This window comes from Cupriavidus sp. KB_39 (assembly GCF_052114485.1).
In the GTDB taxonomy this organism is placed as follows: domain Bacteria; phylum Pseudomonadota; class Gammaproteobacteria; order Burkholderiales; family Burkholderiaceae; genus Cupriavidus.
This window is the reverse complement of the sequence record NZ_JBFREV010000006.1, coordinates 60,468-74,494: the sequence shown is the minus strand read 5'-3', so window position 1 is coordinate 74,494 and position 14,027 is coordinate 60,468. Positions and strand designations below refer to the sequence as shown.

15 protein-coding genes are annotated in these 14,027 nt (G+C 69.4%); 5 read left to right on the top strand and 10 right to left on the bottom strand.

All coding sequences use genetic code 11. The features are described from left to right. Positions 1-38: 38 nt before the first annotated feature. Entirely contained in the window at positions 39-869 is an 831-nt protein-coding gene (locus AB4Z27_RS06700) for a type III pantothenate kinase (RefSeq protein WP_441644124.1), read from the bottom strand. Beyond that, entirely contained in the window at positions 866-1,774 is a 909-nt protein-coding gene (locus AB4Z27_RS06695) for a biotin--[acetyl-CoA-carboxylase] ligase (protein ID WP_441644123.1), read from the bottom strand. Before AB4Z27_RS06695 ends, AB4Z27_RS06700 begins: the two co-directional genes overlap by 4 nt. 198 nt (positions 1,775-1,972) lie before the next feature. Between AB4Z27_RS06695 and AB4Z27_RS06690 the strand changes: the two genes are divergently transcribed. Genes AB4Z27_RS06690 through AB4Z27_RS06670 form a run of 5 tightly spaced genes read left to right on the top strand, consistent with a single transcriptional unit; the run spans position 1,973 to position 6,955 of the window. After that, on the top strand, positions 1,973-3,103 hold the full coding sequence (locus AB4Z27_RS06690; RefSeq protein WP_092291273.1) for an MlaE family ABC transporter permease: 1,131 nt from the start codon (positions 1,973-1,975) through the stop codon (positions 3,101-3,103). Further along, positions 3,100-3,942: an ABC transporter ATP-binding protein gene (locus tag AB4Z27_RS06685; RefSeq protein WP_092291271.1), complete on the top strand. Its 843-nt coding sequence runs from the start codon at positions 3,100-3,102 to the stop codon at positions 3,940-3,942. Before AB4Z27_RS06690 ends, AB4Z27_RS06685 begins: the two co-directional genes overlap by 4 nt. Then, a complete protein-coding gene (locus tag AB4Z27_RS06680) occupies positions 3,942-4,883 on the top strand; it encodes an MlaD family protein (protein ID WP_177219855.1) in 942 nt (313 codons plus the stop codon). The genes AB4Z27_RS06685 and AB4Z27_RS06680 overlap by 1 nt, the downstream gene beginning before the upstream one ends. A 50-nt stretch (positions 4,884-4,933) precedes the next feature. After that, a complete protein-coding gene (locus AB4Z27_RS06675) occupies positions 4,934-5,635 on the top strand; it encodes an ABC-type transport auxiliary lipoprotein family protein (RefSeq protein WP_092292083.1) in 702 nt (233 codons plus the stop codon). 21 nt (positions 5,636-5,656) lie between these two features. After that, on the top strand, positions 5,657-6,955 hold the full coding sequence (locus AB4Z27_RS06670; protein WP_441644122.1) for a VanZ family protein: 1,299 nt from the start codon (positions 5,657-5,659) through the stop codon (positions 6,953-6,955). 16 nt (positions 6,956-6,971) lie between these two features. On the opposite strand, the gene pcp is transcribed toward AB4Z27_RS06670, so the two are convergent. The 8 genes from pcp to lipB form a co-directional block, all read right to left on the bottom strand. Continuing rightward, positions 6,972-7,634 (bottom strand): pyroglutamyl-peptidase I, encoded by a 663-nt coding sequence (gene pcp / locus AB4Z27_RS06665; protein WP_092291265.1) that lies wholly within the window; start codon positions 7,632-7,634, stop codon positions 6,972-6,974. A gap of 18 nt (positions 7,635-7,652) precedes the next feature. Next, positions 7,653-8,603 carry a DUF979 domain-containing protein gene (locus tag AB4Z27_RS06660; protein ID WP_092291263.1) on the bottom strand — a complete coding sequence of 317 codons (951 nt, stop codon included), beginning with the start codon at positions 8,601-8,603 and terminating at the stop codon, positions 7,653-7,655. Positions 8,604-8,606: 3 nt separating this feature from the next. Next, positions 8,607-9,347, bottom strand: a complete 741-nt coding sequence (locus AB4Z27_RS06655; protein WP_092291261.1) for a DUF969 domain-containing protein — start codon at positions 9,345-9,347, stop codon at positions 8,607-8,609. Between the two features lie 66 nt (positions 9,348-9,413). Then, positions 9,414-10,154, bottom strand: coding sequence for a 5-oxoprolinase subunit PxpA (gene pxpA, locus AB4Z27_RS06650; protein WP_092291258.1), 741 nt, complete (start codon positions 10,152-10,154; stop codon positions 9,414-9,416). A 34-nt stretch (positions 10,155-10,188) separates the two neighbouring features. Continuing rightward, positions 10,189-11,208 (bottom strand): biotin-dependent carboxyltransferase family protein, encoded by a 1,020-nt coding sequence (locus AB4Z27_RS06645; protein WP_092291256.1) that lies wholly within the window; start codon positions 11,206-11,208, stop codon positions 10,189-10,191. Beyond that, positions 11,205-11,855 carry a 5-oxoprolinase subunit PxpB gene (gene pxpB, locus AB4Z27_RS06640; RefSeq protein WP_092291254.1) on the bottom strand — a complete coding sequence of 217 codons (651 nt, stop codon included), beginning with the start codon at positions 11,853-11,855 and terminating at the stop codon, positions 11,205-11,207. Before pxpB ends, AB4Z27_RS06645 begins: the two co-directional genes overlap by 4 nt. Positions 11,856-12,192: 337 nt before the next feature. After that, positions 12,193-13,185: a lipoyl synthase gene (lipA, locus tag AB4Z27_RS06635; RefSeq protein WP_092291252.1), complete on the bottom strand. Its 993-nt coding sequence runs from the start codon at positions 13,183-13,185 to the stop codon at positions 12,193-12,195. An 82-nt stretch (positions 13,186-13,267) separates the two neighbouring features. Further along, complete coding sequence (lipB, locus tag AB4Z27_RS06630) at positions 13,268-14,026, bottom strand: lipoyl(octanoyl) transferase LipB (RefSeq protein ID WP_441644121.1); 759 nt, start codon at positions 14,024-14,026, stop codon at positions 13,268-13,270. Position 14,027: the final 1 nt, after the last annotated feature.

Here is a 14,027-nt window from a genome sequence, read left to right as displayed (position 1 = left end):
GGTTCGGTTGGGCGATGCAAGATCGCCTGGCGGCTGCCTCAGGCCCCGGTGGCCATCGCGTGCAGTCCAAGCAGCACGAGATTATCGTGCATCTCGAACGGCATCGCGAGTGCGCCGGAGAGCGCCTGTCGCGCCCCGCCCGAAAGCAGGCAGCGCACCGGCCCGCGTTCGGCCAGCGCCCGCCAGGAGCGCTCCACGGCGCCRGCCTGGGCGGCCAGACAGCCGGCGGCAATGGCGTCGTGAGTGTTGTCAGCGCCCAACGCTCGCACCGCCCGCGCGGCGCCCGCGCCGGTGTCGAGCACGTCGAGCGCCGGCAGTTGGGCCGTGTTGCGGGCCAGCGAGCCGAGCATCAGCGCCACCCCGGGCAGGATCAGCCCGCCCTCGAAGCGTGCCCCGCCATCGGCCTGCGTGGTGACGATGTCCAGCGTGGTGGCCGTGCCGGCCGTGACGATCAGCAGCGTCTCGCCGGGCAGCCAGCGATGCGCGCCGATGCTGCCGACCCAGCGGTCCACACCCAGTTGCGTGGGTTCGCGGTAGCCGTTGGCGAGGTCGCCGTGGGCGGCCGTGGTGCGTACCCATTGCAGCGTGGGGGCGGCCCCGAAGGCGTCGGCCAGCGTCGCCGCCACTGCCTTGCCAATCGCCGCCCCGGCCACATTGGCGATCCAGACCGAYGGCWCGCCGSCATCCGCCAGCCCCCGCCATGTGCCGACCAGCGCCGCCAGTTCCGCCGGCGCGGCGTGCGTGGCGGCGCCCGCGTGGCGCCACGGGGTGGGCAGGGTGCCGGCCGGCGCGGYCGCGTCGGTGTCGTCCGTGCTCCACGCCCACTTGAGCCGGGTATTGCCGATATCTATCAGCAGGCGCGCGCTCATGCCGYCGCTCCGCGCAAGGACACCTCGCCGCTGGCGATCCGTTGCAGCCCGTCCGCCGTCTCCAGCAGCAGGTGGCCGTCGCCGTCCACRCCCCGGGCGAGGCCCTCGGCCAGCAGCGTGCCGTCGTGCAGCAGGCGCACCGGCTCGTCGCGGAAGGCATCGCGCGCAGACCAGCGGGCCGCCATCGGCGCGAAGCCTTCGGCCAGGAACACGGCGCGCATCGCCGCCAGCCGGTTCAGCACCGCGCCGAGGATCTCGGTGGGATGGTGGGCGGGGTCGAAGCCCGGCAGCGCCTCGGCCACACCGGCCAGCGGGCGGCCCAGCGCGGCTTCCATACGGGCATCGCGCACCAGGTTCAGGCCGATGCCGATCACGGCCCAGAGCGCGCCGGGCCGCGCCGGCACCGATTCGATCAGGATGCCGGCCAGCTTGCGGCCGTCGATCTGAAGGTCATTGGGCCATTTCAGGCCCACGCGGGTGCCGAGCGCGGGGTTCACGTCCTCGAGCGCCTCAGCCAGCGCCAGTCCCACGGCCAGGCTCAGGCCACTCAGGCGGGCCGGCGGCAGCGCCAGCGGCATGGCCACCGAGAAGGTCAGCCCCGCCTGCCCCTGCCAGGGCCGGCCCTGACGGCCGCGCCCGGCGGTCTGGCGATAGGCCACGCGCACCTGCGCGCGCTCGTCCCCCTCCACCCAGCCCTCCACCCAGCCGGCGCTGCGGCAGGCCTGGGTCAGGTCGGCGTTGGTCGAGCCGGTTTCCTCCACCACCTCCACGGTCCAACCCCGTGCGGGGCCGGTGTCCAGCGCGGTGCGCAGCGCGCCGGCGTCGATGTGCCACGCGGGCAGCGCGGCGGCATCGTCKGCAAGGCTGGGAATGCTGGGGTGGRGGCGGTCGGGAGGCGCGGTCATGCGGGGCGGGTCAGGGTGGCTTGGGGCAGTTAGCCGCGATTGTAGCCGCGTCGCCCGATTTGGCCGGATTGGCCCGATCCCGTGGCTGTCGGACAGCCCCGYGTGGCCGTGTCAGAGGATGCCCGGTCGCCACGTCACGGCCGGTAGCATAGAATCGAGACTCCCCCATCACATCGCCGCCCCCCTTTGGATTCACCCTTGGATCGCCCATCGACGCCGGCCATCGAGATTTCGCGCCAGGACGGAGCCTGCAGCATCGCGCTGCAGGGGGACTGGACCGCACTCGCGCTCGCCGGCTGCCACGAAGCCCGTGGGCTGCGCGCGCAGTTGCACGAATTGACCGAGGCGCCCCAGCACGCCGCGTGGTCGCTGGCCGGGGTGAACCGGCTCGACCATATCGGCGCGCAACTGATCTGGCAGGCCTGGAACAGCAAGATGCCGGCGAACGTCGAACTCAACGACGGCCAGCGCCGCGTGTTCGACCGCATCGCCGCGCTGCGCCGCGACGGCTGGAAGAAGCGCATGGTGGATCGCTTCAACCCGGTCACCATCCTCGGCGCGAGCCTGCTGTCGTTCTTCGCCCAGTTCGCCATCGGGGTGACCATGCTCGGCCAGCTCACCTTCGACCTGCTGCGCTTCGCCCGCGCGCCGCACCGGGGGCCATGGCGCGAGATTTCGGCCAACGTCTATAACGTGGGATACAAGGCGCTGGGCATCACGGCGCTGGTGGGCTTCCTGATCGGCATCGTGCTGTCCTACCTGTCGGCCAACCAGCTGCGCACCTTCGGCGCCAGCACGTTCATCGTCAACATTCTGGGCATGGCCGTGATCCGCGAACTGGGGCCGGTGCTGGCCGCCATCCTGATTGCCGGGCGCTCCGGGTCCGCCATCACCGCGCAGATCGGCGTGATGCGCGTGACCGAGGAACTCGATGCGATGCGGGTGATGGGCATCTCGCACGGCTTCCGGCTGATCATGCCGCGCGTGATCGCGCTGGCCGTGGCGATGCCGCTGCTGGTGGCCTGGACCGACCTGATGGCGCTGCTCGGCGGCATGACCGCCGCCCAGTTCCAGCTTGGCATCAGCTACGCCTTCTTCCTGCGCCAGCTGCCCGAGGCCGTGCCGGTGGCCAACCTCTGGCTCGGGCTGGGCAAGGGCGTGGTGTTCGGCATGCTGATTGCGCTGACGGCCTGCCACTTCGGCCTGCGCATCCGGCCGAACACGCAGAGCCTGGGCGAAGGCACGACAGCCTCGGTKGTCACGTCGATCACCGTGGTCATCATCGCCGACGCCATCTTCGCCATCCTGTTCAAGGACGTAGGCCTATGAACCATCCGGCCAATCCCTCCCCCGCCCGCCGCGAGGCGATCATCGAGGTGCGCGACCTGGTCAAGCGCTACGGCGACAACGTGGTGCATGACCATCTCAACCTTGATGTCTATCGCGGCGAGGTGCTGTCCATCGTGGGCGGCTCCGGCACGGGCAAGACCGTGCTGCTGCGCCAGATCGTCGGGCTGGAGCGGCCCACGTCGGGGACCATCAAGGTCTTCGGCGAAAGCCCCGCCAAGCTCAAGCCGGCGCAGCTGCAGGCGCTGCGCAACCGCTGGGGGCTCCAGTTCCAGCGCGGGGCGCTGTTCTCGGCGTTGTCGGTCATCGACAACATCGCGCTGCCCATGCGCGAGCTGCGCGCGCTGCCGGACAACCTGATCTGCCAGGCCTCGCTGCTCAAGCTGCAACTGGTGGGGCTGTCCGCCAAGGACGCCGACAAGATGCCGGCCGACCTCTCCGGCGGCATGGTCAAGCGCGTGGCGCTGGCCCGCGCGCTGGCGCTGGAGCCGGAACTGGTGTTCCTYGAYGAGCCCACGGCCGGCCTGGACCCGATGGCGTCCGACGACTACGTGGACCTGATCCGCGAACTGCGGCGCGAGCTGGGCCTGACCGTGGTGATGATCACCCACGACCTCGACACCCTCGTGGCACTGTCCGACCGCGTGGCCGTGCTGGCCGACCGCAAGGTGCTGGCCGCCGCCCCGATCCCCGAACTGGTGAAGGTGGACCACCCCTTCATTCGCGAATACTTCCTGGGCGACCGCGCCCAGCGCGCGTTGCAGGCCCTGCCGGCCCCGACCCGGCCCGACGCGCCGCGCCCCCCTTCCGGAGACACCTGATGGAAAACAAGTCAAACGCCTTCCTTGCCGGCGTTTTCACCATCGGACTGGCCGTGCTGGTGCTGTTCTCGCTGTTCTGGTTCAGTTCCGACCACGCGGTGCGCGTGCCGTACGACCTCATCACCCGCTCCACGGTGAACGGCCTCGGGCCGCAGGCCGATGTGAAGTATCGGGGGCTCGACGTSGGCAAGGTGGTGTCGATCAAGTTCGATCCGCAGGTGCCGGGGCAGATCATCGTGCGCATCAGCGTGAACCAGGACACGCCGATCACCCGCACGACCTACGCCACGCTGGGCTTCCAGGGCGTGACCGGGATCGCCTACGTGCAGCTCGATGACACCGCGCGCGAGGCCGGCAACGACAAGGCGTCGCCGCCGCTGCCCACCTCGGCGCGGGCGCCGGCGCGCATCGCCATGCGGCCGGGCTTCTTCGAGGAACTGGAGAAGCGTGGCGACTCGCTGCTGACGCAGACCGAGACGCTGATGTCCTCGCTCAACGAGATGTTCCAGACCACCAACCGCGACGAGCTGATGGCCGCCATCCGCTCCGTGCACAAGACGGCCGAGGATTACTCGAAGCTGTCCGCCTCGCTCCAGCCGGCCGCCGCCAAGCTGCCGCAGGCGGTGGATAACCTCAACGCCACGCTGGTCTCCACGCGGCGCCTGGCGGACGAGCTGGCCAGCCCCAACGGCACGGTCTTGCGCACGGTCAACGGCGTGGGCACCAACCTCCAGGGCGCGGCGGACTCGGTGCAGTCGGCCGCCGGCATCCTGAGCGAGGAAACCCTGCCGCAACTGAACGGCCTGGCGCGCGACGCCCGCCAGACCGCGCGCACCATCGACCGCGCCGCCGGCACCTTCAACGACCGGCCCAGCAGCGTGCTGTTCGGCGGCCCCTCGCCCACGCCGGGCCCGGGCGAAGCGGGGTTCAGCGCGCCATGATCATCGACCATCGCCCTGCCCTTCGCCCCAACTTCCACCGGGACTCCGCCATGACGCCTGTAGGACTCGTACGAATCGCCGCCCTTGCCGCACTGCTCGCACTGGGCGGATGCAGCGCGCTGTCGCCGGGGCCGTCCGCGCTGACCTATGACCTCGGGCCGATGGCCGGCACGCCGTCGCAGTCGCCCGCACCGCTGCCCAAGCTGCGCGTGGCCCAGACCGACGGCCCGGTATGGATGGACAACCAGTCGCTCTACTACCGCCTGCAATACTCGCAGGCGCAGCGGCTGCAGGCCTATGCCACGCAGCGCTGGGTCGATTCGCCACCCCGCCTGTTCGATGCGCGCCTGCGCGACGCGGTGTCCGGGCGCGGCGCGCTGACGTGGTTCGGCGATGGCTCGGTGCCGGCGCTCAAGGTGGACCTGCTCGCCTTCGAGCAGGTGTTCGACAGCGCCACCGCCAGCCGGGGCGTGGTGCGGGCGCGCGCCACCGTCTATCACAAGGGCCTGATCGGCCAGAAGACCTTCGTGGCCGAGCAGCCCGCCCCCAGCGCCGATGGCGCCGGCGGCGTCAAGGCGCTCTCCACCAGCAGCGACGCGGTGATCGCCGCCATCCTCGACTGGGCTGCCACRCTGCCGCTGGCCGCCGCCACGGCATCCGGCCCGGCCGCGCTGCCCGCCGCCAACCCGCCCGGCGCCAATGCGGTGCCGCTGCCGACGGCGCCGCCGTCACCGAATCCGCCCCGGCCGTAACGGCGGCCTGTATTCGCACGCATGACTCTGGTCGCGCCCCCGACATCTCCCCCGCCCCCGCCGCAGACGCCGCGCCAGCCGGAGCTGGACGGCTGGCTGCCGCGCCACTCGCCGCTGGCGCGCGTCGGCCTGATCTGCTTCACGCTGCTGGTGGCCTACGCCAGCCTCTATCCGTTCACGGGATGGGTCAATAACGGCATCTCGCCGCTGGCCTTCCTGACCGCGCCCAAGCCGCGCTACATCACCGAGTTCGACCTGATTACCAACGTGCTCGGCTATTGCCCGTTCGGGGCGCTGGTCGTGCTGGCGCTGCACCCGCGCATCTCGGGCGCGCGCGCCACGCTGATCGCGCTGGTGGCCGGCGCGCTGCTGTCGGCGGTCATGGAGGCGTTGCAGACCTGGCTGCCGAGCCGGATCTCGTCGAATATCGACCTGATCACCAACGCGCTCGGCGCGCTGCTGGGCGCGGCCATGGTGGCGCCGTTCACCAGCGCGCTGGTGGATCGCGGCACGCTTACGCGSCTGCGCATGGCGTGGTTCGAGCCCCATGCGAGCTTTGCGATCCTGCTGGTGCTGCTGTGGCCGTTCGCGCAGATCTTTCCGCAGGAGCACCTGTTCGGCATGGGCGGCATCGTGCGGGAATGGCTGACCGACCCCGATTCCTGGCCGATGGAGATCCTGCAGGGCTACTTCCCCGCCCTGCTCGATTGGCAGAACAACGTGGGACTGCGGCCCGACGACATGCAGGCCCAGCTGATGCTGGAAACCATGGTGACCGCGTGCAGCTGGATCGGCACGGGGCTGTTCGCCTCGCTGGCGATGCGGCGCACCGCGCCGATGCTGCGCATCCTGGCCGGGCTGCTCGCCTTCGCGTTGCTGCTCAAGGCCACCGTGGCCGAGTTGCAGTTCGCGGACGACAACACCTTCAACTGGCTGTCCGAGGGGGGCCGCTTCGCGCTGACCACGAGTTCGCTGGTGCTGGTGCTGCTGCTGCGCCTGCCACGCTGGCTGCGCGCGCTGCTGGCCATCGTGGCGCTGGCGGGGCTGGTAGTGCTGACCAACGTGCTGCCGGCGAATCCCTATGCGTGGATTTCGGAGCAAGGCTGGCGCATGGGACGTTTCGTGCACTTCAACAGCCTGGCCCAGTGGCTGGGCTGGCTGTGGCCGTTCGCGGCGTTCTTCTATGTGCTGTGGCGCGTGGAGCAGATGAGCATGCGCCGGCGGCTGCAGCGGCTGGCCCGGCGCCGTGCCACGGCGCGCGCCGTGGCGGCGGCGACGGACCGGCAGGTGGATGCCGGCCCGGGTCCGGGCCAGCCCTGATCCCAATCGAATCGATTTAGTGGAGCTGGCCGCCCTGCTCGCGGATATCCGCGTCGGTGGTCAGCGTGGTCTGCACCGCCACCCGCAGGCCGGCGATCAGCGTGTCCAGCGCCAGGCTCGGCGCGCCGGGATGCCGCGCCGCCTGTTCCGGCAGATAGGGAATGTGGATGAAGCCGCCGCGCGTGCCGGTCAGGCCGTGCCGCGCGATGCCATCCATCAGCCCGTAGAACACGTGGTTGCAGACAAAGGTGCCGGCAGTCTGCGACACCATYGCCGGCACGCCCGCCGCGCGCAGGTCGCGCACGATGGCCTTGATCGGCAGCGTGGCGAAGTAGGCGGCCGGGCCATCGGCGGCAATGGTCAGGTCGATCGGCTGCGCGCCGGCGTTGTCGGCGATGCGCGCATCGTCGACATTGATCGCCACGCGTTCGATCGACAATTCCGTGCGGCCACCAGCCTGGCCGACCGCAATCGCCACATCCGGCTTCACCGACGCCAGCAGCGCCGACATCGCCTCGATGGCCGCGCCGAACACGCACGGCAGCTGGCGGGCGACGATGATCGCATCGCCCACCTGCTGGCCGTCCAGCGCCCGCACCGCCTCCCATGACGGGTTGACCGGTTCCTTGTCGAACGGCTCGAAGCCGGTAAGTAATACGGTTCGCTGGGCGGTACGCATAGTGCGTGTCTCCATCAGTTACATCAGGAAGTACAGCAGGACGATATTGGCCGCCAGGATGGCCAGCGCCGACGGCACCTGCGCGCGGATGACCGCGTTCTTGTCGTCCAGCTCCAGCAGCGCCGCCGGGACGATGTTGAAGTTGGCCGCCATCGGCGTCATCAGCGTCCCGCAGTAGCCCGAGAACATGCCGATGGCCGCCATCACRGCCGGRTTGGCGCCGAACATGCCCACCAGGATGGGCACGCCCACGCCGCCGGTCATCACCGGGAACGCGGCAAACCCGTTGCCCATGATCACCGTGAACAGCGCCATGCCCACGCAGTACACCGCCACGGCCACCAGCTTGTAGTCCATGTTGATGTAGGCGGTGGCCAGGTGCGCCACGGCCTTGCCCACGCCGGCGTCCGCGAAGACCAGGCCCAGCATCGCCAGCATCTGCGGCAGCACCAGCGCCCAGCCCAGCGACTCGATCAGCCGGCGCGACTCGCGCATGCCTTGCGTCACGGTGTCRCGCGTCAGCCAGCACACCACGGCCAGCGAAACCAGGCAGCCAATGCCGAGCGACACGAACGTCACGTTCTTCGGATCGAGCAGCGGCACGCCGGCCAGCTTCACGTCCTTGAACAGCACCGTGCCGATCACGGTCACCAGCGGAATCAGCAGCGCCGGGATGAACAGCTTGTTGCCCAGGCGCTTGGCGCTGGCGCGGCGCTCCGACTCGGGCAGCGTGCCGTGCTTGCCGTGGCCCACGCCGCCGAAGCCGGCGATCAGYGCCATCAGCACGGCGGCGATGCCGACGATGGCCGGCGGGATCTTGTCGCCAATCAGGAAGATGGCCGCGTACAGCGCCCAGAACAGGCCGGTGGACAGGCGACGCGGGTGCGTCTTGTCCGTGAACGTCATCAGGGCGGTAATCGCCAGCACGAAGCCGGCCAGCCAGTAGAGATAGTCGATGGATACGATCATGGCTTACTCCCCAACCTTGCCGGATGCGGCGGACGTGGCCGGCGTCCCCGCCGGCGTCTTGCCCAGTTCGCGCTCGAGCCAGCCGTCCAGCCGCTTCAGGCGCACCGCGTGGATCAGGAACGCGCAGATCGCGGTGGGAATGCCCCAGACGGCGATGTGCAGCGGCTCCACGTCGATGTTCGACGACAGCAGGAAGGTGTGCATCAGCGCGATGGCACCGAAGGCCACGAAGATGTCCTCGCCGAAGAACAGGCCCACGTTGTCGGTGGCGGCGCAGAAGGCCAGCACGCGCTGGCGCACCGGCTCGGGCAGGTGCCCGAAGCGGTTCTCGGCCGCACCTTCGGCCATCGGGGCCAGCAGCGGACGCACCATCTGCGGATGTCCGCCCAGGCTGGTCAGCCCCACGGCGGCGGTCAGCTCGCGCACGGCGAGGTAGACGATCAGCAGGCGGCCCACCGTGGCCGAGGCGATGCGCGAGATCCACGCCTGCGCGTGCTCCCGCAGGCCGTGGCGCTCGAGCAGGCCGATCACGGCCAGCGGCAGCAGGATGATCAGCGGCAGGTTGCGCGCCTTGACGAAGGCCGTGCCGATCGCGGTGAAGATCTGCATCAGCGGCATGGAAGCGGTCAGCCCCGTGACGATGGCGGCAAGCGCCACCACCAGCATGGGATTGAACCGCAGGACAAAGCCGATGACGATGACGCCGACCCCGAGCAGGGGCCAAAGATTGACAGCCGATTCCATGGGTAACACCAGATAGAAGGTGAAGCTAACGGTGGAGCAAAGCCAGCGCCGGCGGGCGGGCGCCCGTCAGGCACCAGCCCGGATGGCGATGCCTTCCGCGCCGAGCCGTTCCCGGATGCGGCGCGCGAAGGCAAGCGCGTGGGCGCCGTCGCCGTGCAGACACACGGTTTCGGCGCGGATCGGTACCCAGGTGCCGTCGATGGCGCGCACGCGTTGGTCGCGCACCATCGACAGGGTCTGGTCCAGGGCAACTTCCTCGTCGTCGTGCAGCGCGCCCGGCGTGCCGCGCTTGACCAGCGTGCCGTCGGGGTTGTAGCCACGGTCGGCGAACACTTCTTCCTTCACCTGCAGCCCGGCGTCGCGCGCCATGGTGATCATGCGGCTGTTGGCCAGGCCGAAGAAGACGAGGTCGGGGTTGTAGTCGCGCACGGCCCGTACGATGGCGGCGCAGAGTTTTTCATCGCGCACGGCCATGTTGTAGAGCGCGCCATGCGGCTTCACGTGGGCGAGCTGGCCGCCCTGGGCGCGCACGATGGCGTCGAGCGCGCCGATCTGGTACAGGACGTCGGCGTAGACGGCTTCCGGGTCGCGCTGCATCTCCGTGCGGCCGAAGTTCTCGCGGTCCGGGAAGCTCGGGTGCGCGCCAATCGCCACGTTGTTGGCGATGGCCCACTTCACGGTCTGGAGCATGGTGGCGGCATCGCCGGCGTGCCAGCCGCAGGCCACGTTGGCGGAGCTGATCAGCGCCAGCAGGGCTTCGTCGTTGCCGCAGCCTTCGCCCAGGTCGGCGTTCAGGTCGATTTGCATGGGGGTTCTCCTTGTACGGTGGGGTCCAGCCCGGTTACGCCACGAAGCGCGTGGTGGTGCGGCGGCGCGCGGCGATCTTCATGCCATCGCCCTGCCATTGCAGCGCCTGGTCGATCTGCCGCAGRTAGCGGTCCAGCTCCGCCTGCGCGGCGGCGGCCTCGTCCAGMGTGGCCTGCACGAAGCGCACGGACGCGCCGAGCGGCACCTGCGCCAGCCGCCAGAGGTCGGCGCCGATCACGACGCCAATCTTCGGATAGCCGCCCGTGGTCTGCGCATCGCTCATCAGGGCGATGGGCTGGCCGGCCGGCGGCACCTGCATCACGCCCGGCACCACGCCGTGCGAGAGCAGGTCGCCGCTGCGCTCGGCGCGACGCGCCAGCGCGGGGCCCTGCAGGCGCAGGCCCATGCGGTTGCTCTGCGGCGTGATGGTCCAGTCGGACTGCCACAGCGCGGCCTGCGCGGCGGGTTCAAAATCGGGATATTCGGGGCCGGGCAGCATGCGGATGGCCCAGGCGTCGTCGATGCGGTTCACGGGCAGCGCCCAACCGGGTGCGGCCACGCCGAGCCAGTCGCGTTCCTCGTCCAGGCCCGGACGGCCGGCGGGCAGCTTGTCGCCTTCGCGCAGCACGCGGCCCTCGAAGCCGCCATAGCCGGACTTCAGGTCCGTGCTACGGGAGTTCATGACCAGCGGCACATCGATGCCGCCCGCCACGCAGAGGTAGGTGCGGGTGCCACCGCGCGGGGACGGCAGCGTCAGGGTCTCGCCGCGATGCACATCGAAGGCATGCCAGCACCAGACCGGCACGCCGTCCAGGTTGGCGCCGCACTCGGCCCCGACCAGCGCCACGCGCATATCGACATGGAAGCGCATGGCCGCGCGGCCCAGCGTGAATTCGATGCCGGCGGCGCCGGCCGCGTTGCCGAGCAGCCGGTTGCCCACCTGGAGCGCCAGACTGTCCGCCGCGCCCGAGCGGCCCACCCCGAAGCGTCGGAAGCCCACCCGGCCGAGATCCTGCACGGACGCCTGCGCGCCGGGACGAATGATTTCGATCACGCCAGATACTCCTCGACGATGAAGCGCACGGTGTCRCCCGGCGCGAACAGGGACGGCGGATCGCGGTCCGCCACGAAGAGCTGGGCGTCGGTATGGCCGATCAACTGCCAGCCGCCGGGCAGCACGGCCGGATAGATGCCGGTCTGCTCGCCGCCGATGCCCACGGCACCGGCCGGCACGGCCAGGCGCGGCTCGCGGCGGCGCGGCGTGGCCAGTTCGGGGACCATCCCGCCCATATAGGCGAAGCCGGGCTGGAAGCCAAGGAAATACACCACGTACTCGCCGGCCGCATGCCGGCGCACCACTTCCTGCGGCGTCATGCCCGTGTGCGCGGCCACATCGGCCAGATCGGGGCCGAACTCGCCGCCGTAGCGCACGGGAATCTCCACCAGCTTGCCGGTGGCGTTGCGCGTCTCGCCGGAGGCCCACGCCACCTTCAGATTGCGCTCCAGCGCGGCCACGTCGGCGGTGTCGTCGAACACCAGGGTGAGATTGTTCATGCCCGGCACCACGTCCACTACGCCGCGCCAGTCGGCGGCGCGCTCGGCCATGGCCCAGATGCGGCGCTGGACATCGAGCGAAGCGGGCGGCGCCACGCTATAGAGCAGCGCCTGCTCGGCCAGGCGATGGACGGTGCAATCGGGCATGTGGGGGCAACCTGTGAGGAAGAGGTCGGATGGCGTCGGACCGAATGTGACTCAGCCGTATTTCATCGACGATTTATCGATAAATTCATCATAACGAAACATGCCAACGCCCAGCACTCGGGGTTGTCCCTAGGATGTTATGCACCGTTAGCGACAAGATGTCGCCAAGACGGGGAATAAGTGATTTTTGCTGCGCTTATTGTGAAAGGTGGTTGAAAGGCGGTGCGCAGACATTCAAGGCGCCGCTTGCCTGCCTGTCGGAACAATAGGCAATAAAAAAGGCCGGGAGCGTGTCCCGGCCTTCTTTGATCCTGCTACCTGCGTGCTTTGTTTTGCTTCAGGCAAACCCGGCCTGATGCGCCTGCTGGTCGGCGTGGTACGAGCTGCGCACCATGGCGCCCACGGCGGCGTGGGTGAAGCCCATCTTGTAGGCCTCTTCCTCGAACATCTTGAAGGTGTCCGGATGCACGTAGCGCATCACCGGCAGGTGATGGTTCGACGGCGCCAGATACTGGCCGATGGTCAGCATGTCGATATCGTGGGCGCGCATGTCGCGCATGACTTCGAGGATTTCCTCGTCAGTCTCGCCCAGGCCCACCATCAGGCCCGACTTGGTCGGCAGGTGCGGATTGCGGCGCTTGAACTCCTGCAGCAGCTTGAGCGAGTGCGCGTAGTCGGCGCCCGGACGCGCCTGCTTGTACAGGCGCGGCACGGTTTCCATGTTGTGGTTCATCACGTCGGGCGGGGCGGCCTGAAGCACGTCCAGCGCCTTGTCCAGACGGCCGCGGAAGTCAGGCACCAGCACCTCGATGCGGGTGGCCGGCGACAGCGCGCGGGTCTGCGAGATGCAATCCACGTAATGCTGGGCGCCGCCGTCACGCAGGTCGTCGCGGTCCACGCTGGTGATCACCACGTAGTTCAGCTTCAACTGGGCGATGGTGCGCGCCAGGTTGCCCGGCTCGTTCACGTCGAGCGGATCGGGGCGGCCATGGCCCACGTCGCAGAACGGGCAGCGGCGCGTGCACTTGTCGCCCATGATCATGAACGTCGCCGTGCCCTTGCCGAAGCACTCGCCGATGTTCGGGCAGCTCGCTTCCTCGCACACCGTGACGAGGTTGTTCGCGCGCAGGATGTCCTTGATCTCGTAGAAACGCGAGTTGCCGGTTGCCGCCTTCACGCGGATCCACTCCGGCTTCTTCAGCTTCTCGGCCGGCACGATCTTGATGGGGATGCGCGCGGTCTTGTCGGCCGACTTCTGCTTGCGGGTCGGATCGTACTCGGCAGGGGATTGCGGGGCTTCGCTGGACGTGGCGATCAGGGCGTCGCTCATACTGTTCTCCGCACGCTTGGCCGCGTGCATGTTTGGCTGTGGACTTGGCTGTGAATCGGGGCCGGGTACGCCATCGCTGTGCTCAGGCGGCCTCGGCGGCGGCATTCCCGCGCACCGGGGCACGCGCTTCGCGCGCCGCCAGCACCTCGCACAGGGCCGCCGCCAGGCGTCGCGCGATTTCGGGGTAGTGGGCCGCAGTGACGGCGCCGTTCGTGGCATTCGTCGTGGCACTCAGCGTCGATGGCGTTCCTCCGGCTTCGMCTGCCCCCGGCACGGTGGCGCCCGCGCTGGCCATGTCGACTGTTTCCAGTCCGGCATAGCCGCAGGGGTTGATGCGAAGGAACGGTGAGAGGTCCATCTGCACGTTGAGGCTGACGCCGTGATAGCTGCAGCCGTTGCGGATCTTGAGGCCGAGCGCGGCAATCTTGGCGCCCTGGTGCGGTCCGTCCGACAGGTAGATGCCGGGGGCGCCGGGCTTGCGTTCGGCTGCGAGATTATACGCCGCGAGCGTGTCCAGCACCGCCTGCTCGATATCGGTCACCAGCTCGCGCACCATCAGGTGGCGACGACGCAGGTCGAGCAGCAGGTAGGCCACGACCTGGCCCGGGCCGTGATAAGTGATCTGTCCGCCACGATCGATCTTGACGACGGGGATGGCGGCGTCGGGCGAGAGCAGGTGCGCGGGGTCCCCGGCCTGGCCGAGCGTGTAGACCGGCGGGTGCTCGACCAGCCAGATCTGGTCCGGCGTGTCGGGCGTGCGGGCCTCGGTATAGGCGCGCATGGCGTCGAAACAGGGCGCGTACGGCTCCAGACCCCGTTCGATGACTTGAATGGCATGCATG

Bases quoted from the DNA above. Each gene is read 5' to 3' on its own strand.
- AB4Z27_RS06655 (WP_092291261.1), bottom strand. From the start codon at position 9,347: ATGGAATCGGCTGTCAATCTTTGGCCCCTGCTCGGGGTCGGCGTCATC.
- pxpA (WP_092291258.1), bottom strand. From the start codon at position 10,154: ATGCAAATCGACCTGAACGCCGACCTGGGCGAAGGCTGCGGCAACGAC.
- lipA (WP_092291252.1), bottom strand. From the start codon at position 13,185: ATGAGCGACGCCCTGATCGCCACGTCCAGCGAAGCCCCGCAATCCCCT.